The following is a 24,578-nucleotide window of genomic DNA, read 5'->3' as shown; positions in this document are numbered from 1 at the left end:
TCCAACCAGCTTTCAGTTATAATAGAAATAACAGTATGAATGAACGGAAAGGATTACGAGTACAAATGAATTTCTTTGAAAAGATGCAACAACATACGGGTGTATCATTAAATGATGTACAAAAACAGGCAGTTCGATATTCGGATGGTCCCTTGCTATTATTAGCATCACCCGGTTCAGGAAAAACTACGACTTTGAATATGAAAATTGGTTATCTATTGCTAGTGAAGAAAATACCAGCACATACGATCTTAGCCATTACTTTTAGTAAAGCATCCGCACAAGACATGGCACAACGCTTCGACCAATTTTTTGGCAAACTTACGCGTGAAAAGGTACATTTCTCCACAATTCATAGCTTTGCTTTTCAAGTAGTACGAGAATACTTTGCAAAGCAACGAATAACTTTTCAACTAGTGGAAGGGGGGAATGACGTTCCGCTGCATAAAAAAATAATCCTTCGAAATATATTTACTGAAATAAAGGATACAAATCCAACTGAAGATGAAATGGACGAGCTCCTTACCTATATTAGCTATGTGAAGAACCGTATGCTTTCAAGTAAGCAGCTAAGTACCGTGAAGTCCTCCATCTCAGGCATAACGGATATGTATAAAGCGTATGAACAATTCAAAATACAAAACCCGCATCATCCACTTCTCGATTTTGATGATATGCTCACATACTGCTTACGTATTTTACAAGAAGATGAGCAAATTCGTACGAAATATCAGCACCGCTTTGAATACATTTTGACGGATGAAAGTCAGGATAATTCCGTGATACAGCACGAGATTATTACGATCTTAGCAAAACCACAAAATAATCTTTGTGTTGTAGCTGATGATGACCAATCTATCTTCATGTGGCGTGGTTCAGACGTACAAAAGTTATTAGAATTTGAAAAAATTTATCCACAAGCAAAAATTTTAACAATGACTCAAAACTATCGCTCTACACTAGAAATCGTGAAAACAGCAAATGACTTCATTAAACGAAATCCAAAGCGCTATGCAAAGGAAATGTTTACGGAAAATCCAACTGGGGAGTCAATTGAAATCCACAATATGCAGCGCTATGAGCTACAACTAAACTATGTCATTCAAGAAATTGAGAAGAGTAGCAATCCACAAGAAACAGCCATCTTATACCGTAATAATTCTTCCGCCATCCGTTTAGTGGATAAGTTAAATAAAGCAGGTTTGCCATTCTATATGAAAGACGTAGATTTGAAATTTTTCCGCCATTGGATTGTAGAAGATATTATCAATTTCATGCGCCTTTCCTATAATGATTCACGTGTAGACATTCTCGAAAAAATTCATACGAAAATGAGTGCATACATTACGAAAAAACAAATGATTTATTTAAAAAACAATAATGACAAAACATCAGTTTTTGATCAGCTTCAAACGGTGCGGCACGCAGACTATCAAGAGCAGGCATTGAAAAAAACAAAGCAGTTAATTAATAAGATAAATGTTTTAGAGCCAGAAGAAGCAATTAAAATCATTCGTAAAAACTTGGGTTATGAAAAATCGATTCGCAATACGGCTGAACATCTTGGCTTTAACGAGGAAGGGTTATTAGGTGTCCTAAATCAACTAGAGCATATAGCAATTGGTTTACCGAATCTTGAATCATTCGCAAAACGATTAAAAGAGCTAGAAGAAATTATGAAAACTTCTTGGTCAAACAAAGGGCGTGATGTAGTCACTTTATCTACTTTGCATAGTGCAAAGGGGCTTGAATATGACAACGTGTATATGATTGATCTAGTTGATGGTGTTATTCCTTCAAAGGATGATATAAAACAACAGGATGAAGATAATAGTGAACCGATGGAAGAAGCCGTGCGCCTCTTTTACGTAGGGATGACTCGAGCACGCAAGCATTTAGAATTGCTTACTTATCATTTAAAAGATGATGAACATGTAGAGGAGTCTCAGTTCATAAAACAAGTTCGCCGTTTAGTAAAGGGAAAGGAATTAGTGAAAAAAGAAGTTAGTTATCGAGAAAGTAAACACGCTCGGGATATTCCCGTAAATGCCATTACTAAAAAAGAAGACTTACAGTTAAATAATCACGTAGAGCATCATGTCTTTGGTAAGGGTGAAATACGAGAGTTAAGTGGACAAGCAATTGGTGTTGAATTTGAATCAGTAGGTTATAAGAAATTTATGATTGATATATGTTTGAAGCAAGGGTTTCTTTGCAGTATAAAAGAATAGACTTTATTTTTATGGTATATTCTAAAAAAACAACTTATATAAAAGTTAATTTCCTTAAAAAGAAACCTGTATAAAATTACAGAAACAATAGGTTTATCAAGTTACTTAATTTATAATACGTTTGCTATATAAATAAAAGCAGGGCAGCCTTTTAAATAAGACTGTCCTGCTTTTTTTATTAAAAGATTAAATGACCGATACCAGCGATAATTGGTAAAGAAATTAAAGTACGTAATAAGAAAATAATGATTAACTCAAAAAAGTTAAGCGGTATTTTCGTGCCAAGGATTAAGCCACCAACCTCTGACATGTAAATTAACTGAGAAACAGAAACACCAGCAATTACAAAACGTGTTAAGTCTGATTCAATACCAGAACCAAGAATAGTAGGTAAGAACATATCAGCAAAACCTACAACCATAGTTTGTGCAGCTTCAGCAGCTTCAGGTAAACCAAGCATTGTTAATATTGGCTCAAATGGTTTTCCTAAGAACGTGAAGATACCAGTAAATTCGGCAAGCATTAATGCTACAGTACCAAATGCCATAACGATCGGTGCAACACCGAACCACATATCTAAAACGTTTTTAAAACCATCAATGAAAAATTTACTGAATTTACGATTACGTTCAGCTGTATTTAATGCATTTTCTAAACCGTGTGTAATCATATTATAGCCTTCTGGTAATTTTTCGCGTTCAAGATCAAGTGGTTTCCCATTGATATATGTGTCCTTTTTCTTAGAAAGGGGATAAATACGAGGCATGATCAAGGCTAATATTAAGCCACATAGAATCACCGCTCCGTAAAATGGAATAAAATACTCACCTAAATGTACTGTATCAATTACCACGATACAGAATGTAATTGATACAATTGAAAAGGAAGTCGCGATAATCGCAGATTCCTTTTGCGTATAATTTCCTTCTTCATATTGACGACTAGTTAAAAGGACACCAATTGTACCATCACCAATCCAAGAAGCTAATGCATCAATTGAAGAACGCCCTGGAATTTTGAATAATGGTCGCATAATTTTAACCATCATTGTACCGAAGAATTCAAGTAAACCGAATTCAGTTAAGAACGGAAGCAGTAAGCCTGCAAATAAGAAAATCGTGAATAGGAAAGTCACAAGACCATCATCAGGATTCATTAACAGACCACCTGTATTTTCATTACGGATTGCGCTAGGACCGAAATCTTGTACAACCATAAATGCAAAAACAAAACCAAGAACACGTGCTATTGTCCAAAACCAATTTACACGGAAAATACCATCGAACATTGTTGGCTTCTCAGGATTCTTTTGCGGAATAAAGTGATAAGCAACCGAACCTATTGCTGCGATGAAGAATACGATAACTGTAAACCAGGAAATGAATGAAACCAAAGATCCGGCAAGTAAATTCGCCAAAATCGCAATAGGAACCTTCCAACCTTCAGCAGTCTTAAGTGGCGTCATAAATAAGAATACGCCAATCAGTGACGGAATTATAAATAATAACCAAGTAGATATAGGGAATTTTTTCATTTTATATTAAATACCTCGTTTTATAGTTGAATATTTATTCATCATAAAGAGTTTACATTCAGTTGTAAATAGTTTGTGTAAAAGACATAATTTTCAGACAATAAAGGGTGTTAATACATTTATAGTCTCTAGAAAACAAAAGATCCCCTAGCATTCTTTTAATAAAAATATTACTAGGGGGAGTCATTAATCTTTTAAAATTGTTCTTCAAAATCTTCATGCCAGCGATAACTAAAGAAACGTTCATATGTTAACCAATTCTCAGCTTCTGGTTCACCGGCTTCTAGTCGTTTTTCATTTTCCTCAAGCATCCAGGCTGTTTGAGAAATATGAGCGCGCATTGAGCCAAGTTTTTGCTCACGTACGTCACGAATATTGTTAACAATATCTGGTTCACCAAGACCTTCACCAGTATTATTCGCAAAAGCTACAGCATGTAACTTCGGACGTTCTGCTACAGGCATACGACGTACTGCACGTACAACGGCGCGAGCAGTTGCTTCATGGTCAGGGTGTACAGCATAATTTGGATAAAATGTGATGATTAACGATGGATTCAACTCATCGATAAGGTCAGTCATCATTTGAACCATTTTCTCATCATCTTCAAATTCTACTGTTTTATCGCGTAAGCCCATCATACGTAAATCTGTAACGCCCATTGCTTCACATGAAGCTATTAATTCTTTTTTACGAACTAAAGGTAAAGTCTCACGTGTCGCAAATGGGGGATTTCCAAGATTACGTCCCATTTCGCCAAGTGTTAAGCATGCATATGTGACAGGTACTCCTTGATTGACATAAGTTGAAATGGTGCCAGAAACACCAAATGCTTCATCATCAGGATGCGGGAATACGACAAGTACGTGTCGTTCAGGTTGTAGTGTCATCTGAATCACTCCTTAATAAGTAAATGGTGTTTCGCTAATTTCAAGTGCTACTGCTAATTTGCCGTCATAGTCATGTCCAGCCATTAGCAAGCGATTTTGTTCATCTATTTCATAGTGAGTAATGCCTTGCGCATAAACCCAACCATGTGCCATTTTCAAACCAACGCGGTGAGGAACACCTGCTGTAACTTTACCCAATTCATATTGAAGTTTAATGTTACGGATAAATGCACCGGCGTTGAATACTTTTTCATTGAAATGAGAGGCATAAGCCCCATTGGTCGTCTCTAAATGTATATAAACATCTTTATTCGCAAAGGAATCAAGAAGTTGTTGAAGCTTTTCAATTTGTACTATTTCCATTTAAATTCTCCTTCCAACAGCTAGCAATCTATTCTCTAGTATAGAGAAAAAATTCTACGAATGCGATTCGTATGCTCAAAAAATCTATTTTCTTTATATGTTTTGTCAGAATTGATTTTTTGAGGACAAGCTGCCTAGAAAAACAGCGTATATAGAAAGTGATTCTTTTATTTAAATGGTAATGGTTTATGAAAATGCTCATTTAAATAAGGTTATTTTTTGCATAAAGAACTCTTGTCCCAGCATAAATTTATAGAAGTTGATTAAATCTGAAAAAATATACATAAAAAACCTCCGCGATAGGTGAAATTGCGAAGGTTCAATTATTTAACATTAAACGTCAGTAGTAGTGATTTTGGGAGCACCATAAACGCCTTTTGCACCATGCATAACAGGTCCAACGAATTGGTTTAATTTCCAACCATGTTCAATTGCAGCGGCAACGAATGCTTTCGCTTCGAACACAGCTTCTTTAACAGATAAACCGTTAGCTAGGTTAGCTGTTACAGCAGCAGCGAAAGTACAACCAGCACCGTGATTATAAGTAGTATCTACTTTATCAGCTTCAAGCAAAATGAATTTTTGACCATCTGAGAATAGGTCTACAGCTTTTTCATGTTGTAAAGCTTTACCGCCTTTAATAATAACGTTTTTAGCGCCAAGTTCATGAATTTTTTGAGCTGCTACTTTCATTTCCTCAATTGTTTTTGGTGTACCTGTTCCAGCTAGTTGTCCAGCTTCAAAAAGGTTTGGAGTTGTAACAAGTGCTTGTGGTAAAAGGTATTTAATCATAGCTTCAACGTTACCTGGATTTAATACCTCATCTTCACCTTTACATACCATTACTGGATCGATTACAACATTCGTTGTACCAGAGTTTGCAATTGACTCACCAGCTACTTGAATCGCTTCTTCAGTAGAAATCATCCCTGTTTTTACTGCATCCACGCCAGTAGAAAGAGTCGTTTTTAATTGAGCTTTAAGAACGTCGATTGGTAATGTATATACGCCATGAGACCAGTTATTGTCTGGATCCATTGTAGCAACAACAGTCACTGCACACATACCGTATGTGCCATGCTCTTGGAATGTTTTTAAATCAGCTTGTAAACCTGCACCACCAGAAGCATCTGTGCCGGCTATTGTTAGTGTTTTTTTTAGTGACATTGATAAAGACTCCTTTTAATGGAAATTTATTTTATTAAACTTTCGGAATATAAAAACGATTGAATAGCCCTATTATAACGAAATAACTGGCTAGAATAAAATGGTCAAAAACTAACTTTTCGATAAGGTCAGTTTGGGTTTTATTAAGGTAATCGATCTGCATTTATAATTCTCCGAATGATAATAATCCCGCCTAAACAAATTAATCCTACTATTAAAGCTGCTATATAATGTCCCTTTTGAATAAATCCTATTAATAGAAAAAGAAAAATTAAAATAATAAAAGCAAAAAATATATAGAAACAACCCATGCCAAACATTTTTGCCTGCTCCGGCACATGTTGTCCACTTTCAGCCACATTCGTAATTCTTTTCACCTTTTCTCGCCATTGTAAATCAGCCATTTCTCCAACTCCGTCCCATAATACTTACTCTAAAATGAATTTTACATAAAATTGCCGATAAAAACCAAATTCAATCGACTGTATTAATAGAACAGAAACTCTTATAATAGGAGTGAACATAGTAGAATAATGTCGAATTGAATTTCAGGAATAGTAAACTCCTTTTAGAATAATTGAAGAGAGGGATTAAGATGACTTCAAACAAGAAAATACGAGAGCTTGAGAAGATGTTAAAAGAATTAAAGTCAGAAGAACAATCTGCCACGATTCTTGATTCTTCAGAGCCTCTTTACTATAGGAAAGATAGAAAGAAAGGTTTTTTTCGAAAAATATTTATGCGGAAGTTCTTTATGCAATGGTATGTATGGGCAACAATTATTGTACTCGCACTATTATTTATCATTCCGATTGCAGCTATGAATATCATTAAAGGCAGTACATTCACAGAAAATAAAGGTTCAATCATGGAACGCATTCAAAATTTGAATGAGTTAACAACAGCAGAGGCTTATACAAAGATTATGATTGAGCGCTCTGACAATAAACTTTTTGGTAAAGAGATTGGTATAAACTTGCCAGGAACTAAAAGAGAATTATTAGTTGTTATCCCTGGTGGTGTTAAAGCAGGGGTAGACTTTTCAAAGATTACTAAAAAAGATATAGAATTAAATGAAGAGAAGAAAACAGCTACGATTACATTGCCGAGTGTAAAGATACTAGGGGAACCGGAAATAGACTTTGATCATGTCCAAGTCTTTTCAAGTGAAGGTCTGTTCCGAGAAAAAGCAGATATTAGCGAAGCATATGAACTAGCAAAAGAAGCAAAAAAACTAATGATTGAGGAAGCATCCACTCAAGGAGTTATAAAAACAGCAAAAAGTAATGCACAGAGTTCTGTTGCCGATATGTTCGCACTTGTCGGATATGAAGTGACAGTTAAATTTAAGGAGTAGAACAGATGACAAAGCAAGTTTTCGACAATGATTGGCAGCAAGTACTCAGCACTGAATTTGATCAGCCATATTTTTTGCAGCTTCAAAAATTTTTGGAAAAAGAATATGCCACACAAACAATTTACCCTTCTAAAGAGGAGCTCTGGAATGCTTTTCGTTATATATCATACGAAAATGTGAAGGTTGTCATATTGGGCCAAGACCCTTATCACGGAGCAGGTCAAGCGCACGGATTGAGCTTTTCTGTAAAACAAGGTGTTAAGCATCCACCGAGCTTGCAAAATATGTTGAAGGAAATGCAATCGGATTTGGACCTTCCGATTCCAGAGGACGGGACATTAACAAAATGGGCAGAGCAAGGCGTGCTTTTGTTAAACACCGTCTTAACAGTTCGAGAAGGACTAGCTCATTCTCATAAAAAGCAAGGTTGGGAGCAGTTTACAGACAAGATTATTCAAAAGCTATCAGACCGTGAACAACCGATCATCTTCGTCCTTTGGGGCAAACCTGCACAACAAAAAAAACGACTGATTGATACAAGTCGCCATGCAATTATCGAAGCACCTCACCCAAGTCCGCTTAGTTCATATCGAGGCTTTTTCGGCAGTAAACCGTATTCTAAAATCAATGCACAGCTCCGAGAGTGGGGAGTATCACCAATAGATTTTGATTTAACGAAATAACGATATCGAAAACCGTTCTTATTGTAGAGAACGGTTTTTGTTTGGGATTTGTGGCGCGTAAATATAGGTGATCAAGGTTTAAAGAAAGTGAATATTCTAATAAATAGGGGGTTTTAGGACGTGAATATTCTACTAGATAACAATAGGGTCAGTTAGCGCAACAATGAATCGAGTTAGTGCAACAATCATTGCACTTAACGCAACAATGACCGCAGTTAGTGCAACAATCACCGCAATTAGCGCAACAATCAATCTCTCAACGGAATTCCTTCTCTGTCCGAGAGCCTAAAGTATTAAATCAGATATTGGTGTGGGGTCGGCAGGTGATGAATCACGTATGCCCTAGTGGAAGTCTTATAGTGAAGAATAAGGGGTTTTAGGACGTGAATATTCTGCTAAATAACAATAGGTTCAGTTAGCGCAACAATGAATCGAGTTAGTGCAACAATCACCGCACATAACGCAACAATGAGCCGAATAAGCGCAACAATCACCGCACTTAACGCAACAATCACCACAAAAAGCACAACAATCAAATCTCCCAACGGAATTCCTCCTCAAAACAGGCCACTTAAGCATTAAGACAAAAACCCGTCACTTTATGGTTTGTTATAATCATGGTAAAGTGAAGTATGAAGAGGGGGAGCGTCATGCAAGAGAGTTGTTTTAAATGTAGGCATTTTTATGTTACTTGGGACCAACGGAGTCCTAGAGGATGCCGGGCATACCAATTCAAAAGTAAAGAGCTACCTTCAATAATCGTAAAAAAGTCCTCGGGTCTTGAGTGTTTGAAGTTTGAGCCGAAACAAGGAGGAAACATCAAATGATTTCGCATGAAATAATTATTGCTGAAATTGATAAACATTTGTTGCAAGCAAAGCATGCTCAAAACGAGCAGGAGATTCGTGAAGCACTTTCTGCTGTTCGCGCATTATGCGATGTAGTGCTAACTAAATCTCCAGGGGTTGCAACAACTACATCGAGACAACTTGGCATGCAAGATATTCAAGTAGTTCAAGCACGAAATACGCAACTGCCACAACAGATGGCTCAGACGCAGATACCGGCTTCAGTAACTACAAACAAGCTTCATGAAGTGGATGCAAATGGTGACTCGATTTTTGATTTTTAGAAAAGGAAGTGTCAAAAGAAGATGAGATTTTTTATTGTTTCAGGTGCGGTGAACGCATTTCTTGCAGTAGCTTTGGGCGCATTTGGGGCGCATGCACTTAAAGGGAAATTATCCGAGCATTATGCAGCCGTATGGGATACAGCTGTTCAATATCAAATGTTCCATGCTTTAGGATTAATCGCGATCGGTATTTTAATGAGCTCTTCATTAATCGGGCCTGTTACTCAGCTTTCACGTGCAGGATATTTAATGCTTGCAGGAATTGTATTTTTTGCAGGTAGCTTATACGTTTTATGCTTAACTGGTGTTGGCATTTTAGGGGCTATTACACCAATCGGTGGAGTTCTATTCTTAGCCGCTTGGGTAATGGTTATTCTAGCAACACTTAAACATGTTTAATTTTGAAAGAAATTTTACTTGTTAATTTATCAGATGAGATTTTTTGGTAAAGGTTGATTCTTTATTAAAAATACCTATTACTTTTTTGTGAAATAATGAAGATAGGGTGATGAAATGGTAGCAAGTCAACGAGATTTGAAAAGCTATATTTGGATGGCGTTACTTTTACTTGTTTTAACGACGAACTTTGCATTATATCGGACGCCATTATCGGAAATTATTTTGTCAGAGGAAACAAAAGGTGTTATTCTAGGAAGTCTTTTTGATTTAGCAATTGTTGTACCGTTATTAATCATTGCAATCAATCGAAAAAACAAATTTTCGATTAAACGTTTTATAATGCTAATGGCAGGTGGATTAATTTTCGCAAAGCTATTAATTCCAGCCCAGCATCTTGCACCATATGTAGGTTTTTCTTATGTAGGTTTTACCATAGAAGGCTCCATAGTTTTGTTTGAGTTTAGTTTGATTGCATTACTCTTTATTCTAATGCCAGCCGTCATTCGTGAAGTGCGAACACATGATGAAAATTTATTATTTGCCTTTCCAAAGGCGGTTCAAAAAAAGGTATCAAAGCAACGAATCGTGCAAATGATTATCTCAGATTTACTTATGTTTTATTATGCTTTTGCATCATGGAAAAAGCCTATCCCAGTCACACCTAACTGCTTTACTTTACACAAAAAATCTAGTCTATTGGCCTTTCAAATTATGCTTATTCACGGGGTTGTGATCGAAACAATTGGTATCCATTGGTGGCTTCACGAAAAATCAATAATCTTATCCATTATCTTACTCATATTAAACGTTTATAGTGTTGTTTTCTTTCTTGGAGATATACAGGCGGTACGTTTGAATCCAGTACGTCTGAAAGGGCGGAAATTATACTTATCGTTAGGTCTAGTAAAGCAGATGGAACTTTCGCTAGATGACATTAAATCGATCACAACAGATCGAGAAGAACTCGAGAAAAAACTTAATACTAAAACAACGATTGAATTTGTTGCAAGAGATTTTGAAGCAGTTCACCCCCATATTATTTTAGAATTGAAAAGACCATGTACTGCTTCTTTGTTATTAGGTTTTAAAAAGCAATATTCACGTGTCGCTATTCGCCTTGATGACCCAACAGCCTTTGAACAATCGTTACAACAACATTTATTAAGTGAATAAAAAAACAAAAGCCCTTCCAGTTAAAGGAAGGGTTTTGCTGTTTATCGAGATTGATCAAAATAAGCTAATTCCTCATCAAATTCAGCATAATCAAAGTAAATCATCGGGAAGAGGTAACGGTGATTCGTTCTGAGATCACTTAAAATGACATGATCGCGCCCAGCCGCCTCCACGACACCGCGTACGTTAATCGTATTTCCGCCGCCATCTACTTTATGATCAAACGAAAAGTGAAAATTCCCCGGCTTCCCACGATTTAGTCGAAAAATATTTTCAATATAAGATTCCTCACGTGGTAGACCGGGTGGTCTACCACCCGGAATTGCCACTTGGGGAGGAGTCATCTGTTGATAGCTAGGTGGCCAATAATACTGGACCATTCATTCATCCTTTCTAACAGTTAAATTTGCGGACAATCACTTTCACTTGGAGAGAAGAAGCAATGCGACTTAAAGCGTCCCATATTCCATTGACCATACAATTGAGCAGGACAGCCACCCTCAGGCATGAAAAACCATAGCGAGCGCGTTGCTGGATGAAATCTTTCACCGTTAATTACTCTACGCGCCAAACTTTTACCCTGATCGCGTGCCCGTTGATAAAAATACCCTTTCTGTGTTGCTTAAAATCCACCTGGACTTTGGTAAACCATGTTTTCAATTGTTCGAATATTATTAAAGTCAAGGCAGTTAGCAATTACCTGGTTTACATCAACACTGCCAACCATCACCTTCTGCCTCGGCTCGCATCAACCATGCTAGCAACTCTAGTTGAGCATCCGTTGATTTTATGACAGGCATCGCAAAACCTCCTCACTAATATATATGCAATTTTATGAAAATAAGACCGCCTCTTCATGTATAATAAAAAAAATATCTATTTAGGGAGTTGTATTTTATGAAAGAAAGTGCACTTGCTATTCAGACAAAATTACAATCGCTAGGTTTTAATAATCAGGTAGTAGAGTTACCTGACAGTGCGCGCACAGCTCAAGAAGCTGCAGATGCTATCGGTTGCACGGTTGCGCAAATTGCAAAATCAATCATTTTTTGCATGAAAAATACTAATGCTCCACTTTTAGTTGTTGCCAGTGGTATTAATCGTATAAATGAGAAACATATTGCCGAAGTTGTAGAAGACAAGCTAGGTAAAGCCGATGCAGAATTTGTTCGTGAACATACAGGATTTGTAATTGGAGGAGTAGCGCCCTTTGGACATGCATCAGAAATTTTCACTTTAATTGACGAAGACCTTTTCCAATATGATACAATTTGGGCAGCAGCGGGTCATCCAAAAGCTGTGTTACAGCTAACTGCAGATGAACTCTTACAGCTCACAGGCGGCAAAATTGTCGCAGTCAAATAATAAGAGGATAAAACTCACGAGCCTCATAGAAAGAAGTGTCATACATGCATTTTGTTTTCGATTTGGATGGTACAATTTGCTTTAAAGGCCAACCAGTCACAGAACCCATACTACGAAGCTTAGAACAACTTACAGCCAGTGGACATGAAGTTGTTTTTGCATCTGCACGCCCGATCCGTGACTTATTGCCAGTACTTCATAAAAGGTTTCACGGTTATAAAATGATAGGAGGAAACGGCTCACTTATATGTCAGAATGGGAATATTAAACAAGTAGCTCGATTTAGCCCAACAATATTAGTGAAACTAAAGGCGTTACTAGAAAAATACCATGCTACCTATCTAATTGATGGTGACTGGGATTATGCTTATACAGGTCCTGCAGATCATCCAATTCTAAATAACCTGAATCCTCATAATTTAGCAGAAAAGAAACCGCTTGAAAAACTAAATTCAATCATTAAAATGCTGATTTTGACCTCCTGTAATATGGAAGCCCTTCATGAAGAGCTGAAACAACTGGATGTCATCATTCACTTACATAGAGATGAAGGGATATTGGATATTAGCCCAACAGGTATTCATAAATGGAGTGCCTTACAGCAGCTCCGTATATCTCAAGGGAGCTATATTGCATTTGGTAATGATACCAATGATATCTCTATGTTCGAGCATGCTCATCATGCTGTCATGATAGGGCATCATGAGATTCTTGCACCTTATTCTGATGAAGCTATTTCAAATGATGTAAATGTTGAACAACAAATTATAGAGAAATTAGCAGAATTTAATGTTCGATATGCATAAAACGTTTTCCGAATAAAATCATATGTTTAAAAAAACGCAAAAACAGCAAACTCTTTGTTTTAAGAGTTTGCTGTTTCTATTCATTCTACTGTTGAAGACTGTTGGCCTTTAGACATTTTGATCCAATTATAATAGCCGAAAATTGAGTTGAATAGGAAAGCAACCCACATGACAAGCATACTCCAGTCATTACCACCTGATTGTGTTAATGTAACAATCCAAAGAACAACAGACAAAGCGTTAACAACGATCCACATGATCCACTGCTCTGCATAACGTTTAATCATCAAGAACTGTGCAATAATTGATAACACTACAGCCATGGAGTCAATGCGAACTTGTTGTGCGTTTATTAGTGATAATACTTCTGCATAAACTAGAGAGGCTACGATACTAACGGTAATTACGGTAATCCAGCCCTTTTTCGTTAAACGTTTTACTTCAACGTCTTCGCCAATAGCACCTTCTTTTACCTTATGTCTACTCCACATATAAAGCCCGATAAACTGAATTGGGAAGTAAAAAAGTCCGTTTAACATGGCCTCACCATATAATCCGTATGTATAAGAAATATAAGCATATGTTGATGTCTGGATCATACCAAAATAGTAGTTTGACATTTTTCCTTTAGCTACTAACACAACACAAAGCATTCCTGTAATAGAGCTGATTAAACCTAAAAGAGTATCATCCCATGCAAAAAATAAATAAATATTAATAAGTGTAAAGCTTGTTAGCCATATCTTCTCAAATAATGTCCAATCTTTCATAGTATCCTCCAAATGTTGGGTTTTTATGAAGTATACATCTAATATCAACAGGTGTAAAGACACTTAAGGGTTAAAAAAGATCTTTAAAATAAAGAGCTTCAGACAGTCTATAAAATCGAAGAAATTTGAGTTTATATACGGTCTTTTTAATTTAAAAAATAGATAAGACCGTTGCTTCCCGCGGGTGAGCGCCAAGCCGCTTCGTCGCTACGCTCCAATCAACTACACATATAATATAATTAATTTTTTGATGTTGTGGAAAACTAACGAAAATGCTGAAAGAGATCAAATTGAAATGATTGCTTTATATCTGCTAGCACTTCAAGAACATCTTATGGGGAAAATTGAGGATGTTGTGGTTAATCATAAAAGGCCGAAAAAAGTGTCCAGTGCAGGAGATACTTACTTTTGCTGTTATGAATTTAAAAAAACATGCCAATTGACTTGGCGTAGTCCAAAAATAGATTACAAATTAACACTCAAAGAGTATGTATCTATAAAAGAGGATCTTAAATAACCAAAATATATAAAAATAACAAAAGACATTCAGGATGTGAGCATTCTGAATGCCTTTGTCGACATATTGAAGCTCTTTAAAATAAAGAGCTTTCTTTAGGGTGAAGTTGATTAAACAGTTAGCAGTTTCACTAATTTATCGTTATCTAAAATATTACCAACGAAGAATGCGCCAAACTCTGCATAGCGAGCACTTACTTCATCAAAACGCATTTCATATATTAGTTTTTTGAATTGTAATACGTCTTCAGCAAATAGAGTAACGCCCCATTCATGATCGTCAAAACCGACAGAACCTGAAATGATTTGTTTAACTTTACCTGCATAGCTACGGCCGATTAAACCGTGACTGCGCATTAATTCTTTACGCTCATCCATTGGTAACATGTACCAGTTAGCGCCTTTTTGACGGCGTTTATCCATTGGATAGAAACAAATATGCTTCCAACGAGGTAATTCAGGATATAAACGAGAGCGTACATGTGGATTTTGATAAGGATCTTCGTCAGAGTCTTTTCCAGCAAGGTAGTTTGAAAGTTCAACTACTGAAACGTATGAGAAAGAAGGAATTGTGAAATCAGCAATTGCTAATTTATTAAATTCTGTTTCAAGCTCTTGTAATTCTTCCATTGTTTCGCGTAATGTCATAAGCACGAAATCTGCTTTTTGACCAACGATTGAGTAGAAAGCATGACTACCTGTTTTTGCGATGTCAGCTTCGTTAATTTTTTCTAGATATTTGAGGAACTCTTCAACCGCTGCTTGACGTTCTTCTTCAGAAACTAATTTCCAAGAAGCCCAGTCGATTGAACGGAAATCATGTAATACGTACCAACCATCTAATGTTTGTGCTGCTTCGATCATTATTATGGACACTCCTTTAAGTGAGAATCATTCAAAATTAGTTTAGCATAAAATAGAAAAATAAGTCTCTCTATTGCTTGAAAGTCACGAATTTGACATGAGAAATTTGACTGATTCGTGTATGCTAGTGAAGAAAACCATTAAAGTCCGGGAGATTAAAAAAATGTTAGCATACCTACAGCAAAAAACATGGCGATTTTGGGACCAATCCGTGAGTGGTATTGGACACTCACCTTTAGAATCATTCGCAGCTGATGATACCTTATGCCATTTAGTTGGCCAAGACATGTCACCAACAACGGTTCGCACATGGGTACATGAACGCTCAGTCGTACTTGGCATTCAAGACCATCGCTTACCACATATTGTAGATGGCATGGACTATTTAAGGGCAAAAGGCTTCTCACCAATTGTTCGTAACTCAGGTGGACTTGCAGTTGTGCTAGATCCAGGTGTATTAAATATTTCCATTGTACTGTCTGAACGACATTCACATATCGATATTAATACAGGCTATGATGTGATGGTCGAACTCATTAAAACATTATTTCCAAAAGCTGCAGAACGTGTAGAAGCATATGAAATTGTTGGTTCGTACTGCCCAGGCTCCTATGATTTAAGTATAGGTGGCAAGAAATTCGCGGGCATTTCACAACGCAGATTGCGCCAAGGTATCGCCGTTCAAATCTATTTATGTATAGAAGGCAGTGGATCAGAGCGTGCTAGTTTAATAAGAGATTTCTATGAAAAAGGTTTGCAGGGTGAGCAAACGAAATTTGAGTACCCTCAAGTACGTCCAGAAGTCATGGCTTCCCTATCAGAGTTATTAGATGAAAAATTAACTGTTCAACAAACAGTTATAGATTTACAAAAATTATTAATGGAACTCAGTGATGAACTACAAATTGGCTCATTACAACAAGAAGAGATGGAGCTTTATAGTTTTTATTTGAATCGTGTTTTCGAACGTAATAAAAAGATGCTAAGTAAATGACATAGAACAATAATAAACCCGACTCGCAAGCGGGTCGGGTTTTAGTATTAGATTAATAATAAATAATATTAGGAAGTAGAAGAGTGGTAGTGAAATTCTTAGAGTAACACTATCTCTGATTATTCCTATTAGTTCATAGGTGGTTCTTTTACAACTAAATTTCCGTTGCGCTCCATTGTGAAAACGGGAGCAATATGCTCTTCCTCTTCATCTAGTGTAATCATGCGACGTGCGCGATTCATAATTTGAGCAAATTGCTCGTAATCTTTGCGCATGTGGCGATTCTCCTTCTCTAGCTTATTAAGCTCAGCTTCTAAGCGAGATACTTTTTCATTAGCTACATTCGCTAAATGGCGCCATCTTGTTGTCTCAGAATCATTGCCACTACCTATATGTTGTAAGCGCATTAAGTAAGCTATCACGACATCCAGTGAAAGTGAAGATAGCGGGATGGAACGTTGTTGCTCAGGAGCACCAGTACTCTCAGTATTACCACTAGTAGGTAGCACATAGATTCCTGTATTTCGACGACGTACAGTTTGGCCGAATACACGCATACGTTCCTTACGTTCTTTTTTAGCATCTGCTAATTCATTTTCATAGATTTTGCGAACAACCGCATTCCAACGAAATCCACATGCAGCTGCGGTACGATTTAAGGCATCTCCAGCTTCTTCAAAGGCATTTAACTGTGTACTTCCTTCTTTGACGTGACGAATAACTGCTTCTGCTAATAATTCATCGTTTTCTTTTAACCAAGCATCTTGTCTTATTTTTACCATTTTGTAACCTCCTATAATGTTGATAGTCTTAGCGTGGTCACTTTCTCTATTTTTTATTCACAAACTTGCAAAATATTATGCTAGGTGTTGATGTGAATGCTTTTGTAGCTAAAAGAAAAGAGAATGCTATGAGGTAATGGCATATTATAAACTTGAAGGAACGGCTATAAATACGATACAATGACTGTTAGACTTCAGATTCAAATATAGAAAGGGTTGTAGACAGATGGCAAACGAATTTCGAGTTTGCGATGAATGTCAGGCCGTTAATTTAAAAACATTAATCCCGAAATTAAAAGAAATCGATGCTGATGCTTCAGTCGATATCGCATGTCAGTCATATTGTGGTCCTGGACGAAAGAAAACATTCGCATTCGTAAATAATCGTCCTTGTGCTGCTTTAACAGAAGAGGAATTAATGGAAAAAGTACGTGCCAAACTAAAATCACAGAATCGACTATAACAGACGATTAGTATGTTGATATGACAGTCATTTTTGTAATAAGAGTAACAAATTGTAGGCTGATTAGTGCAGAATTTAGTTCATAAACTTACTAAATTCCTAGCTTGAAGTCAGACTTTAGCCGCCTTTCCGAAAGGTGGTTTTTTCATTTATACTTGTAAATATAGTTGTAGTAGAATGGTTAATTCGTTAAGAATTCTTGTTATTAAGTAATTGTGCTATGTTCTGATAACTTGAGTAGATGATTGTTAAGAAGTGGATGGTCATCAATCTCATATTATAGCTAGAACTAGTATAATTATTTTTTATAATTCGCAATAAAACTTCAATAGATAAATACAAAAAGCGGAAGCGGGGTGCCTTATGAGTTACGCGACAGCAAAGTTAGAGGAAGAAAAAGTATTTAAGGACCCAGTCCATCGCTATGTACATGTGCGAGATCAAGTTATTTGGGATTTAATTGGTACAAGAGAATTCCAAAGATTACGCCGTATTAAGCAACTAGGTACGACTTATTTAGTGTTCCACGGTGCAGAGCATAGTCGATTTAATCACTCGCTCGGTGTTTATGAAATTGTCCGCCGGATGGTCGATGACGTGTTCAAGGGTAGACCAGAATGGGATGAAAGTGAACGGCTTGTCGTTCTTTGTGCTGCATTATTGCATGATTTAGGACATGGACCTTTTTCACATGCTTTTGAACATGTTTTTGACTTAGATCATGAGGAATTTACACGTCATATTATTATGGGCGATACCGAAGTCAATCAAGTACTAAGTCGCGTTGCAGCTGATTTCCCATTAAAAGTATCGAATGTTATTGCGAAAACGTATGAAAATAAACAAGTTGTCAGTATGATTTCAAGCCAAATTGATGCCGACCGAATGGATTATTTACAACGTGATGCTTATTATACAGGTGTAAGTTATGGTCACTTTGATATGGAACGAATATTGCGTGTGATGCGTCCACGTGAGGATCAAGTGGTCATCAAATCAAGTGGTATGCATGCGGTAGAAGACTATATTATGAGTCGTTATCAAATGTATTGGCAGGTTTATTTCCACCCTGTATCCCGAAGTGCGGAAGTAATTTTGACGAAAATTTTACATCGTGCGAAAGCGTTGAGTGAAAAAGGTTATTCATTCTTACATGAGCCAACGCATTTCCAAGCGTTTTTTGACGGAAATATTGAACTTGAAGATTATTTGGCATTAGATGAAAGTATTTTGCTGACATATTTCCAACTGTGGATACGTGAGACGGATCCTATTTTAAGTGATTTAAGCAGACGTTTTGTGAACCGTAAATTGTTTAATTATGTGGAAATTGACCCTGCAAAAGATTATCAAAAACTACGTGAACTAGAGAATTTATTCCGAAAAGCAGGTATTGACCCTCAGTACTACTTAGTTTTAGATTCATCTTCAGATTTACCATATGATTTTTATCGTCCAGGTGAAGAAGAGGAGAGGTTACCGATTCATCTATTAATGCCGAATGAGGAAATTCGTGAATTATCAAGATCATCGGACATCGTCGATGCTATATCCGGAAAACGCAGAACGGATCATAAATTATATTTTCCAGAAGATATTTTACTTGAGAATGGTAAGAAAAAAATACTAAGAAAACAAATTTTAGATATATTAAAAGGTTAGTAACCTCCCGGAAGGAGATTTAAATGTGCTAGAAGAACACGCAAAAGTCGTACAATTTGTGTCATTAGCAGGTCAAGTCACTGGTCGAAAAAAATTACAAAAGATGGTCTATATCGCAAAGAAAATGCAATTTCCATTCCAAGAAAAATACCAATTTCATATATATGGGCCTTACTCAGAAGAGCTAACATTACGCGTTGAAGAGCTTTGTAACATGGGTTTTTTATCAGAAGAAAAAGAAGACAAAGGGTCATATGTGCAATATCGCTATGCGGTAACTGCTGAAGGGACAAGTTTTTCTACAATGCTAGGAAAGCAACATGACAAGTTACCAAAAGTAATTCATATGATGAATGATAGAAGTGCACGTTTTTTAGAGCTCGTTTCAACACTACTATATTTTGATGAACTCACAAAAGAAGAGCAAATTGAAAAGGTACATGTTGTAAAAGGGAAATTAAACTTCACAGAAGAAGAGATGACAGATGCTTTCGAATTTATAGCGCAACTTGCAACAGCTTCAATCCAGTAAAAAAAATCCTCCAAGTGGGGATTTTTTTTTTAGGCTTCGTTAGATTTTAATGTCCATTTACACTGAAATAAAAATAAGCTTGGTTGTATTTCCATAGAATCAAATCTGTTGCTTCAAATAACGATTTTCAACTTGTAACTTAGCGGTTTCACTTTCATACTCAGGTCCTTTACCAAATGTATATTGTTTACCCACTGGCTGTTTAAGACGATGCAACTCGCCACTTCATCCATGTTTTTAATTGACAATAATTACGAATATTCAACTCTTCTAATAATTATTTTACAGGAATCCCAGCTAATCTCATAGGAGTGCAGGCGGCGACTCCTTGGGGAACTAGCGAACACCGCAGGAGCGTTAGCGACGAGGAGGCTCAAGGTTCGTCCACAGGAAAGAAGCGTCCGCCGGAACGGAAATTAACGGCATCGACAAAAAAAGCCATGGCAGAAACGATTAATCGTTTCCGCCATGGCTAAAATTCATTTTATGGACTTTTTCAGTGCCATCCCTTAAAGGGATGGCAGTTTTGCAGAATATATATAATTAAATGTCGCTTTTACGTACGCCACCAACAGCAAAATGGGATTTTTTCATATCTTCAATAATAATTGAGATATTTTCTTTTGGTGCGTCTACGGTTTCAGAAATTGCAGCTGTTACTTTCTCAACTAAATTACGTTTTTGTTCGTCAGTGCGACCTTCGATCATTTTGATTGTTACTATAGGCATAAAGAGTCCTCCTCATTTAAAATATAGTGTATATTCGTTATAATAACAGAACGGAGGGATTATGCGAATGACTAATGAAGAAAAACCAAAACAAAAATTAGGATTTACGATTATTAAAAACGATCCAACAGACGGACATAAAGGGTTTGGTGTAGGTTCTTTAACGCTTGAGAACGTATCACCAGTTATGATTGATATTGAAGAAAAAAAAGCCACAGTAGAAGTAGGGGCTATGCATGCACGTAGTGATGTTGAAAGAGGTATTAAATTTACAACTAATCGAGAAGATTCAGTAGGTGGCAAACCATATTGGCTAGTATGGGTGACAATTGATCATAAAGAAGGCGGAGCGTATTTTGCAGGTGTAACAGCTTGTGAAATGATTGTCAATAGAGAAAAACGCCGCGGTTATAAAATTTTAGCAGACCATGTCAACAAAATGGATAAATCTATGAAACGCCATATCATCGTAGAGCATATGGATACTGAGTCAAAACAAGTGTTAGGCGAGTTTTTACACGGCTTTAACGAGAAAATGTGGTCACTAAGTTCAGAGCAATTACGTAAAGAACTAGACTTCTAAAATTTTGAAAATGATTGAACAAAGTGTGACAATTATTAAGCGGTTTCAATCCGTGGTTGAAACTGTCATTGAAAGGCAGTACACTTTAACTACAACTTGCGAAAGTAAGCTAGGACACTAGGTAACCGATTTCTATGAGTGACATGCGGCATTTTGACAAACCCAAGCCGGATGCCCCATGTAACTCATATTTTCGAGAACCAAAAAGCTTCATCTTACTAAGGATAACGGACTCCTTAGAAGATGAAGCTTTTTATTATTTATTCAAATAGTGAAAATGGGAACAGGTGCCAAGACGTTTCATCTTTTTTCGTTAAATCACTGACAATACTTGGGTCAGTACATAATTTTTTCGGAATATCCTTCTTCTTCATATAAACAAGTCGTTGTCTATCACAACTTGATGTTGCGAGACCTCCTGTTTTTACATCGACAATTACACCTTCAATATTATCGGGTGCTATAAATGGCTCACTTGGTAATCCTTCATGTGCTTTTTCCATAAAGTCAATCCAAATTTGCTTTGTAGCTCGTGAATCTTCTGGGCTTGTCATCTGTTTTCCTTTATCATAACCGTTCCATACACCGGCAGTTAAAGAAGGGGTAAAACCAACCATCATTTGATCGGTTAAAGTTGTACCGGATTTTGCTGCATAAGGTCTTGTTTGTTTGTTACGAATTGATATACCAGTTGCAGGTGCGTAATCATTAAAGACGGGATCGAACATGCCTGTCATCAATTGAGTGATTAAAAACGCATCATCCGAATTAATTATTTGTTTCTTTTTCTGTTTCTTTTCCGCTTTATAAATAACTTTACCATGTGCATCTGTAATCGAAATAATTGTTGTCGGTTTCTTTTGTACGCCCTTTGCAGCTAAAGTGTTATAAGCAGAAGTCAAATTCATTAAGCTTACTTCAGAAGTACCAAGAGCTACTGCCGGTGAATTTTGTAATTTACTTTGGATATTAAATCGATCCAGAACATTACCAAATGCTTTATAGCCGATTGTTTCAAATGTCTTAACTGCGTAAATATTATCCGAAATGGCAATTGCTTGTGCCAATGACATTGGATGATTAGCAAATTCACCGTTTACATTTTTAGGTTCGTATTTTGAACGTCCATCATCATAAGTGAAAATAGTAGGGCTAGTATCCATAAACGTTAATGGAGTGTAGCCTTTTTCTAATGCTGCACTGTACAAAAATGGCTTAATAGCGGATCCTGGTTGCCTTTTTGCTTGCGTTACCCGATTGAATGTACTTGCTAAATAATGTCGCCCTCCAACCAATGCAGTAACATAACCAGTTGATGGATCCATACTAACAAAGCCAACTTCTAGTTCATCGTTCGGTAAAGCTTTTTCAACAGCTTCCTCAGCAGCTTTTTGATGGGAAGTATTCAATGTTGTTTTGATTACCCAACCACCTTCTTCAAAGCGACGACCTTTCTCCGTTAATATATCTTTTGCTTCCTGCCAAGCTGTATCTAAAAAGTATGGTGCAAGCGACTTCGAATTTTCCCATTCCTCAAATTTAAAATCAAGGGGCTCATTCTTCGCTCGCTCTGATTGTTCTTCTGAGATGACATTTTGGTTCGTCATTAAACTTAAGATCAATTGTTGACGATCTATTGATTTTCCTTTATCTACTACAGGGGAATAAATGCCTGGTCCTTTTGGAATTCCGACCAACAAAGCCGCTTCAGATAGTGTTAAATCTTTCGCTGATTTTCCGAAGTAAAATCTACTTGCAGCTTCGATACCGTACATACCATGCCCGTAATATACTGTATTTAAATAGCCTTCTAAAATCTTATCCTTATCATAAAAGACCTCAAGTCGGTATGAATAGAGTGCTTCATTAGCTTTCCTTAACCATGTTTTCTCATGTGATAAGTATAAATTACGAGCGTATTGCTGCGTAATGGTACTTGCTCCTTCAACTTTGCGCATTGCCTTAACATCTTTTAATAATGCGCCTGCAATACGGGTAAAATCAAAACCGTTATGCGAATAAAAATTTTTGTCTTCTGTTGCAATAAGTGCTTTTGAAACAAAAGGAGAAATTTCATCTAAGTTTACCCAATAACGACGTTCTTGTGAGAATTTATCGCCAGCTCGGTGCCCATCCGCATCTAAAAAAACGGTTGCCTTCGGAACAGCGAGAGAAGGCGCACCAGCAATTTGTGCATATATTCTGAGTGACAGCAAAACTGTTAAAACAGCTGAAATGCCCACGACACTCCACATAAGAGTACGTTTCCAGCGTTTATTCACCCTTCTTTTTCGCCTATAGTCTGCTCGTTTCATATGAACAGCTCCGTTCCACCAATTTAGCGATAGTATGTGATGATTTTATGTAAAATAAACGGACGAAAAAAATTAAAAAGGATGAATATGGTAATTATTTGGTGGCAACAAAAAACGCTAAGAAAGTGGAATATTTTCATAGCGTTTAAAAAACATTAACTATTCAATTGATTAACATGAACAATTTGATTCGTACCTCTTGCTATTGCTTGCATAATTGCTTTATCTGCTGAAAAAGCGAGATCTTTCGATGTTTTACCATTATCGGGATAAGAACAAATACCGACGGATACTGTAATCGATATCACATGACCAGTAGACACAACGAGTGGTGTTTTAGCGATTTGTGATTGAATTAAATTTGCATAATGTATGCCATAGGCAGGAGGAGCGTCTTTGCAAACTATATAAAATTCCTCACCACTCACCCTAGCTGCCTCTGCATCAATCGGTTTTACGAAATTTTTTAATTGAGTACCAATTTGTTGTAAGATTTCATCGCCAACAGGATGACCATACGTTTTATTAACTTTTTTAAAAGAGTCAATATCAATTAATATTAATGAAAAAGGATCATTAGTAGAGAGTAGATCATCTATTACTTGCTGGAAACGCCGGTTATTTGGTAGCCCAGTTAAATAATCGGTTTCTGCCATTTTTTCAGTTTCACGCATACGATCAAATTGATTTCGAATTGATTTCAACACAAGTAAGGTTATGTAAAATGAGATGAAATAAAACAGTGCGGTTTCAATTACATTTTGTAAGCCATGTGCCCAAGTATCTGAAAGAATATAGAAGATAATGCAAACTTGGACTACGATATAAGTAAAATAGAAATAGACATTGCTTAAAGTAATTGGTTTTTTTATTGAAGTTAATGCGATAACACAACCAATTGTTAATATATTTAATCCTGAAAAAATAGACGTCTCTGACAGACCAAACACATAAATTCGGAAAATCCCAATGATGAGAGTGGAGATGGCAATAGCAATAGGCCCTCCTATTAATCCGCTGAGTAAGATACTAATAAAACGACCATCACTAATAATATTATTTTGGTAATGTACAGCTGTACCCATCAAAAGTAAACCGGTAAGTCCAGATACAAGCCCGACAATCCAAGGTTGTAGCTCAGAGAAACTAGCTTGATAAGGTTGCAATGACTCGTATAACCAATATGAAAAGATAACAAAAGTAAATAATATCGAAAAATTAATGACTAATTCGAGTAGCATTTAGATTCTCACCTACCATTTTATCCC

Annotated in this window: 27 protein-coding genes and 2 pseudogenes; 14 read left to right on the top strand and 15 right to left on the bottom strand. The window is 36.6% G+C overall.

What is annotated here, in order from left to right; genetic code table 11:
- Positions 1–35 precede the first annotated feature (35 nt).
- Positions 36–2,231 (top strand): ATP-dependent helicase, encoded by a 2,196-nt coding sequence (locus tag ACZLO7_RS20320; protein WP_464937960.1) that lies wholly within the window; start codon positions 36–38, stop codon positions 2,229–2,231.
- A gap of 178 nt (positions 2,232–2,409) precedes the next feature.
- On the opposite strand, the gene ACZLO7_RS20315 is transcribed toward ACZLO7_RS20320, so the two are convergent.
- The 5 genes from ACZLO7_RS20315 to ACZLO7_RS20295 form a co-directional block, all read right to left on the bottom strand.
- The gene (locus ACZLO7_RS20315) at positions 2,410–3,765 is read right to left on the bottom strand and encodes a YjiH family protein (RefSeq protein WP_464937961.1); all 1,356 of its coding nucleotides are present in this window, start codon (positions 3,763–3,765) and stop codon (positions 2,410–2,412) included.
- 194 nt (positions 3,766–3,959) lie between these two features.
- Positions 3,960–4,655, bottom strand: coding sequence for a bacillithiol biosynthesis deacetylase BshB2 (bshB2, locus tag ACZLO7_RS20310; RefSeq protein ID WP_464937962.1), 696 nt, complete (start codon positions 4,653–4,655; stop codon positions 3,960–3,962).
- A gap of 12 nt (positions 4,656–4,667) precedes the next feature.
- Entirely contained in the window at positions 4,668–5,018 is a 351-nt protein-coding gene (locus ACZLO7_RS20305) for a YojF family protein (protein WP_464937963.1), read from the bottom strand.
- Between the two features lie 333 nt (positions 5,019–5,351).
- Complete coding sequence (gene thiD, locus ACZLO7_RS20300; protein WP_464937964.1) at positions 5,352–6,185, bottom strand: bifunctional hydroxymethylpyrimidine kinase/phosphomethylpyrimidine kinase; 834 nt, start codon at positions 6,183–6,185, stop codon at positions 5,352–5,354.
- Positions 6,186–6,328: 143 nt separating this feature from the next.
- A complete protein-coding gene (locus tag ACZLO7_RS20295; RefSeq protein WP_464937965.1) occupies positions 6,329–6,589 on the bottom strand; it encodes a hypothetical protein in 261 nt (86 codons plus the stop codon).
- A 191-nt stretch (positions 6,590–6,780) separates the two neighbouring features.
- On the opposite strand from ACZLO7_RS20295, the gene ACZLO7_RS20290 reads away from it, so the two are divergent.
- The gene (locus tag ACZLO7_RS20290) at positions 6,781–7,542 is read left to right on the top strand and encodes a DUF4230 domain-containing protein (RefSeq protein ID WP_464937966.1); all 762 of its coding nucleotides are present in this window, start codon (positions 6,781–6,783) and stop codon (positions 7,540–7,542) included.
- Between the two features lie 5 nt (positions 7,543–7,547).
- Positions 7,548–8,225, top strand: a complete 678-nt coding sequence (locus ACZLO7_RS20285) for a uracil-DNA glycosylase (RefSeq protein WP_464937967.1) — start codon at positions 7,548–7,550, stop codon at positions 8,223–8,225.
- Positions 8,226–8,620: 395 nt separating this feature from the next.
- Here ACZLO7_RS20285 and ACZLO7_RS20280 read toward each other — a convergent pair whose 3' ends face one another.
- Positions 8,621–8,770, bottom strand: coding sequence for a hypothetical protein (locus ACZLO7_RS20280; RefSeq protein WP_464937968.1), 150 nt, complete (start codon positions 8,768–8,770; stop codon positions 8,621–8,623).
- A gap of 278 nt (positions 8,771–9,048) precedes the next feature.
- On the opposite strand from ACZLO7_RS20280, the gene ACZLO7_RS20275 reads away from it, so the two are divergent.
- From ACZLO7_RS20275 to ACZLO7_RS20265, 3 genes are all read left to right on the top strand, one after another.
- Positions 9,049–9,357, top strand: coding sequence for a YwdI family protein (locus tag ACZLO7_RS20275; protein WP_464937969.1), 309 nt, complete (start codon positions 9,049–9,051; stop codon positions 9,355–9,357).
- A gap of 21 nt (positions 9,358–9,378) precedes the next feature.
- Complete coding sequence (locus tag ACZLO7_RS20270; RefSeq protein WP_464937970.1) at positions 9,379–9,756, top strand: DUF423 domain-containing protein; 378 nt, start codon at positions 9,379–9,381, stop codon at positions 9,754–9,756.
- A 114-nt stretch (positions 9,757–9,870) separates the two neighbouring features.
- Positions 9,871–10,929, top strand: a complete 1,059-nt coding sequence (locus tag ACZLO7_RS20265) for a beta-carotene 15,15'-monooxygenase (protein ID WP_464937971.1) — start codon at positions 9,871–9,873, stop codon at positions 10,927–10,929.
- A 41-nt stretch (positions 10,930–10,970) separates the two neighbouring features.
- Here ACZLO7_RS20265 and gerQ read toward each other — a convergent pair whose 3' ends face one another.
- Both gerQ and ACZLO7_RS20255 read right to left on the bottom strand, forming a co-directional pair.
- Positions 10,971–11,309 carry a spore coat protein GerQ gene (gene gerQ, locus ACZLO7_RS20260; protein WP_464937972.1) on the bottom strand — a complete coding sequence of 113 codons (339 nt, stop codon included), beginning with the start codon at positions 11,307–11,309 and terminating at the stop codon, positions 10,971–10,973.
- 20 nt (positions 11,310–11,329) lie between these two features.
- Positions 11,330–11,729: pseudogene (locus tag ACZLO7_RS20255) on the bottom strand (cell wall hydrolase).
- A 97-nt stretch (positions 11,730–11,826) separates the two neighbouring features.
- Here ACZLO7_RS20255 and ACZLO7_RS20250 point away from each other — a divergent pair.
- Together ACZLO7_RS20250 and ACZLO7_RS20245 are read left to right on the top strand one after the other, a co-directional pair.
- A complete protein-coding gene (locus ACZLO7_RS20250; RefSeq protein ID WP_464937973.1) occupies positions 11,827–12,294 on the top strand; it encodes a YbaK/EbsC family protein in 468 nt (155 codons plus the stop codon).
- Between the two features lie 44 nt (positions 12,295–12,338).
- Positions 12,339–13,100 (top strand): HAD-IIB family hydrolase, encoded by a 762-nt coding sequence (locus ACZLO7_RS20245; protein ID WP_464937974.1) that lies wholly within the window; start codon positions 12,339–12,341, stop codon positions 13,098–13,100.
- Between the two features lie 80 nt (positions 13,101–13,180).
- Here the strand turns inward: ACZLO7_RS20245 and pnuC are convergent, their stop codons facing one another.
- Positions 13,181–13,870 carry a nicotinamide riboside transporter PnuC gene (gene pnuC / locus ACZLO7_RS20240; RefSeq protein ID WP_464937975.1) on the bottom strand — a complete coding sequence of 230 codons (690 nt, stop codon included), beginning with the start codon at positions 13,868–13,870 and terminating at the stop codon, positions 13,181–13,183.
- Positions 13,871–14,165: 295 nt separating this feature from the next.
- On the opposite strand from pnuC, the gene ACZLO7_RS20235 reads away from it, so the two are divergent.
- Positions 14,166–14,387: a hypothetical protein gene (locus ACZLO7_RS20235; RefSeq protein ID WP_464937976.1), complete on the top strand. Its 222-nt coding sequence runs from the start codon at positions 14,166–14,168 to the stop codon at positions 14,385–14,387.
- A gap of 110 nt (positions 14,388–14,497) precedes the next feature.
- Here the strand turns inward: ACZLO7_RS20235 and hemQ are convergent, their stop codons facing one another.
- A complete protein-coding gene (gene hemQ / locus ACZLO7_RS20230) occupies positions 14,498–15,250 on the bottom strand; it encodes a hydrogen peroxide-dependent heme synthase (protein WP_464937977.1) in 753 nt (250 codons plus the stop codon).
- A 163-nt stretch (positions 15,251–15,413) separates the two neighbouring features.
- On the opposite strand from hemQ, the gene lipL reads away from it, so the two are divergent.
- Positions 15,414–16,244 carry an octanoyl-[GcvH]:protein N-octanoyltransferase gene (gene lipL / locus ACZLO7_RS20225; RefSeq protein WP_464937978.1) on the top strand — a complete coding sequence of 277 codons (831 nt, stop codon included), beginning with the start codon at positions 15,414–15,416 and terminating at the stop codon, positions 16,242–16,244.
- Between the two features lie 128 nt (positions 16,245–16,372).
- On the opposite strand, the gene ACZLO7_RS20220 is transcribed toward lipL, so the two are convergent.
- A complete protein-coding gene (locus ACZLO7_RS20220; protein WP_464937979.1) occupies positions 16,373–17,026 on the bottom strand; it encodes an RsfA family transcriptional regulator in 654 nt (217 codons plus the stop codon).
- 226 nt (positions 17,027–17,252) lie between these two features.
- Between ACZLO7_RS20220 and ACZLO7_RS20215 the strand changes: the two genes are divergently transcribed.
- The 3 genes from ACZLO7_RS20215 (at position 17,253) to ACZLO7_RS20205 (ending at position 19,683) form a co-directional block, all read left to right on the top strand.
- Positions 17,253–17,489 carry a YuzB family protein gene (locus ACZLO7_RS20215; RefSeq protein ID WP_038180139.1) on the top strand — a complete coding sequence of 79 codons (237 nt, stop codon included), beginning with the start codon at positions 17,253–17,255 and terminating at the stop codon, positions 17,487–17,489.
- Positions 17,490–17,852: 363 nt separating this feature from the next.
- A complete protein-coding gene (locus tag ACZLO7_RS20210; RefSeq protein WP_464937980.1) occupies positions 17,853–19,151 on the top strand; it encodes an HD domain-containing protein in 1,299 nt (432 codons plus the stop codon).
- Positions 19,152–19,176: 25 nt separating this feature from the next.
- Complete coding sequence (locus ACZLO7_RS20205; RefSeq protein WP_427749489.1) at positions 19,177–19,683, top strand: YwgA family protein; 507 nt, start codon at positions 19,177–19,179, stop codon at positions 19,681–19,683.
- A gap of 105 nt (positions 19,684–19,788) precedes the next feature.
- Here the strand turns inward: ACZLO7_RS20205 and ACZLO7_RS20200 are convergent.
- Positions 19,789–19,990 (bottom strand): annotated as a pseudogene (locus ACZLO7_RS20200) (IS3 family transposase); the annotation flags it as partial.
- 236 nt (positions 19,991–20,226) lie between these two features.
- Positions 20,227–20,412, bottom strand: a complete 186-nt coding sequence (thmT, locus tag ACZLO7_RS20195; protein WP_464937981.1) for a 2-hydroxymuconate tautomerase — start codon at positions 20,410–20,412, stop codon at positions 20,227–20,229.
- A 67-nt stretch (positions 20,413–20,479) separates the two neighbouring features.
- Between thmT and ACZLO7_RS20190 the strand changes: the two genes are divergently transcribed.
- Entirely contained in the window at positions 20,480–20,995 is a 516-nt protein-coding gene (locus ACZLO7_RS20190; RefSeq protein WP_464937982.1) for a YwhD family protein, read from the top strand.
- 260 nt (positions 20,996–21,255) lie between these two features.
- Here ACZLO7_RS20190 and ACZLO7_RS20185 read toward each other — a convergent pair whose 3' ends face one another.
- Positions 21,256–23,310: a transglycosylase domain-containing protein gene (locus ACZLO7_RS20185; RefSeq protein WP_464937983.1), complete on the bottom strand. Its 2,055-nt coding sequence runs from the start codon at positions 23,308–23,310 to the stop codon at positions 21,256–21,258.
- A 155-nt stretch (positions 23,311–23,465) separates the two neighbouring features.
- Positions 23,466–24,551 carry a GGDEF domain-containing protein gene (locus tag ACZLO7_RS20180; protein WP_464937984.1) on the bottom strand — a complete coding sequence of 362 codons (1,086 nt, stop codon included), beginning with the start codon at positions 24,549–24,551 and terminating at the stop codon, positions 23,466–23,468.
- Between the last annotated feature and the right edge of the window lie 27 nt (positions 24,552–24,578).

Source organism: Viridibacillus sp. d25.2 (assembly GCF_055456015.2).
Note: the sequence above shows the minus strand (reverse complement) of the source record. Positions and strands in the feature narration are given on the sequence as shown.

Excerpts from the sequence above, each read along its gene's own strand:
- hemQ (WP_464937977.1), bottom strand. The coding sequence starts at position 15,250 with ATGATCGAAGCAGCACAAACATTAGATGGTTGGTACGTATTACATGAT.
- ACZLO7_RS20290 (WP_464937966.1), top strand. The coding sequence starts at position 6,781 with ATGACTTCAAACAAGAAAATACGAGAGCTTGAGAAGATGTTAAAAGAA.
- ACZLO7_RS20250 (WP_464937973.1), top strand. The coding sequence starts at position 11,827 with ATGAAAGAAAGTGCACTTGCTATTCAGACAAAATTACAATCGCTAGGT.
- ACZLO7_RS20305 (WP_464937963.1), bottom strand. The coding sequence starts at position 5,018 with ATGGAAATAGTACAAATTGAAAAGCTTCAACAACTTCTTGATTCCTTT.
- ACZLO7_RS20215 (WP_038180139.1), top strand. The coding sequence starts at position 17,253 with ATGGCAAACGAATTTCGAGTTTGCGATGAATGTCAGGCCGTTAATTTA.
- lipL (WP_464937978.1), top strand. The coding sequence starts at position 15,414 with ATGTTAGCATACCTACAGCAAAAAACATGGCGATTTTGGGACCAATCC.
- ACZLO7_RS20285 (WP_464937967.1), top strand. The coding sequence starts at position 7,548 with ATGACAAAGCAAGTTTTCGACAATGATTGGCAGCAAGTACTCAGCACT.
- thiD (WP_464937964.1), bottom strand. The coding sequence starts at position 6,185 with ATGTCACTAAAAAAAACACTAACAATAGCCGGCACAGATGCTTCTGGT.
- thmT (WP_464937981.1), bottom strand. The coding sequence starts at position 20,412 with ATGCCTATAGTAACAATCAAAATGATCGAAGGTCGCACTGACGAACAA.
- ACZLO7_RS20185 (WP_464937983.1), bottom strand. The coding sequence starts at position 23,310 with ATGAAACGAGCAGACTATAGGCGAAAAAGAAGGGTGAATAAACGCTGG.
- ACZLO7_RS20265 (WP_464937971.1), top strand. The coding sequence starts at position 9,871 with ATGGTAGCAAGTCAACGAGATTTGAAAAGCTATATTTGGATGGCGTTA.
- ACZLO7_RS20235 (WP_464937976.1), top strand. The coding sequence starts at position 14,166 with ATGATTGCTTTATATCTGCTAGCACTTCAAGAACATCTTATGGGGAAA.
- ACZLO7_RS20270 (WP_464937970.1), top strand. The coding sequence starts at position 9,379 with ATGAGATTTTTTATTGTTTCAGGTGCGGTGAACGCATTTCTTGCAGTA.
- pnuC (WP_464937975.1), bottom strand. The coding sequence starts at position 13,870 with ATGAAAGATTGGACATTATTTGAGAAGATATGGCTAACAAGCTTTACA.
- ACZLO7_RS20190 (WP_464937982.1), top strand. The coding sequence starts at position 20,480 with ATGACTAATGAAGAAAAACCAAAACAAAAATTAGGATTTACGATTATT.
- ACZLO7_RS20320 (WP_464937960.1), top strand. The coding sequence starts at position 36 with ATGAATGAACGGAAAGGATTACGAGTACAAATGAATTTCTTTGAAAAG.
- ACZLO7_RS20220 (WP_464937979.1), bottom strand. The coding sequence starts at position 17,026 with ATGGTAAAAATAAGACAAGATGCTTGGTTAAAAGAAAACGATGAATTA.
- gerQ (WP_464937972.1), bottom strand. The coding sequence starts at position 11,309 with ATGGTCCAGTATTATTGGCCACCTAGCTATCAACAGATGACTCCTCCC.
- ACZLO7_RS20210 (WP_464937980.1), top strand. The coding sequence starts at position 17,853 with ATGAGTTACGCGACAGCAAAGTTAGAGGAAGAAAAAGTATTTAAGGAC.
- ACZLO7_RS20315 (WP_464937961.1), bottom strand. The coding sequence starts at position 3,765 with ATGAAAAAATTCCCTATATCTACTTGGTTATTATTTATAATTCCGTCA.
- ACZLO7_RS20180 (WP_464937984.1), bottom strand. The coding sequence starts at position 24,551 with ATGCTACTCGAATTAGTCATTAATTTTTCGATATTATTTACTTTTGTT.
- ACZLO7_RS20275 (WP_464937969.1), top strand. The coding sequence starts at position 9,049 with ATGATTTCGCATGAAATAATTATTGCTGAAATTGATAAACATTTGTTG.
- bshB2 (WP_464937962.1), bottom strand. The coding sequence starts at position 4,655 with ATGACACTACAACCTGAACGACACGTACTTGTCGTATTCCCGCATCCT.
- ACZLO7_RS20245 (WP_464937974.1), top strand. The coding sequence starts at position 12,339 with ATGCATTTTGTTTTCGATTTGGATGGTACAATTTGCTTTAAAGGCCAA.
- ACZLO7_RS20295 (WP_464937965.1), bottom strand. The coding sequence starts at position 6,589 with ATGGCTGATTTACAATGGCGAGAAAAGGTGAAAAGAATTACGAATGTG.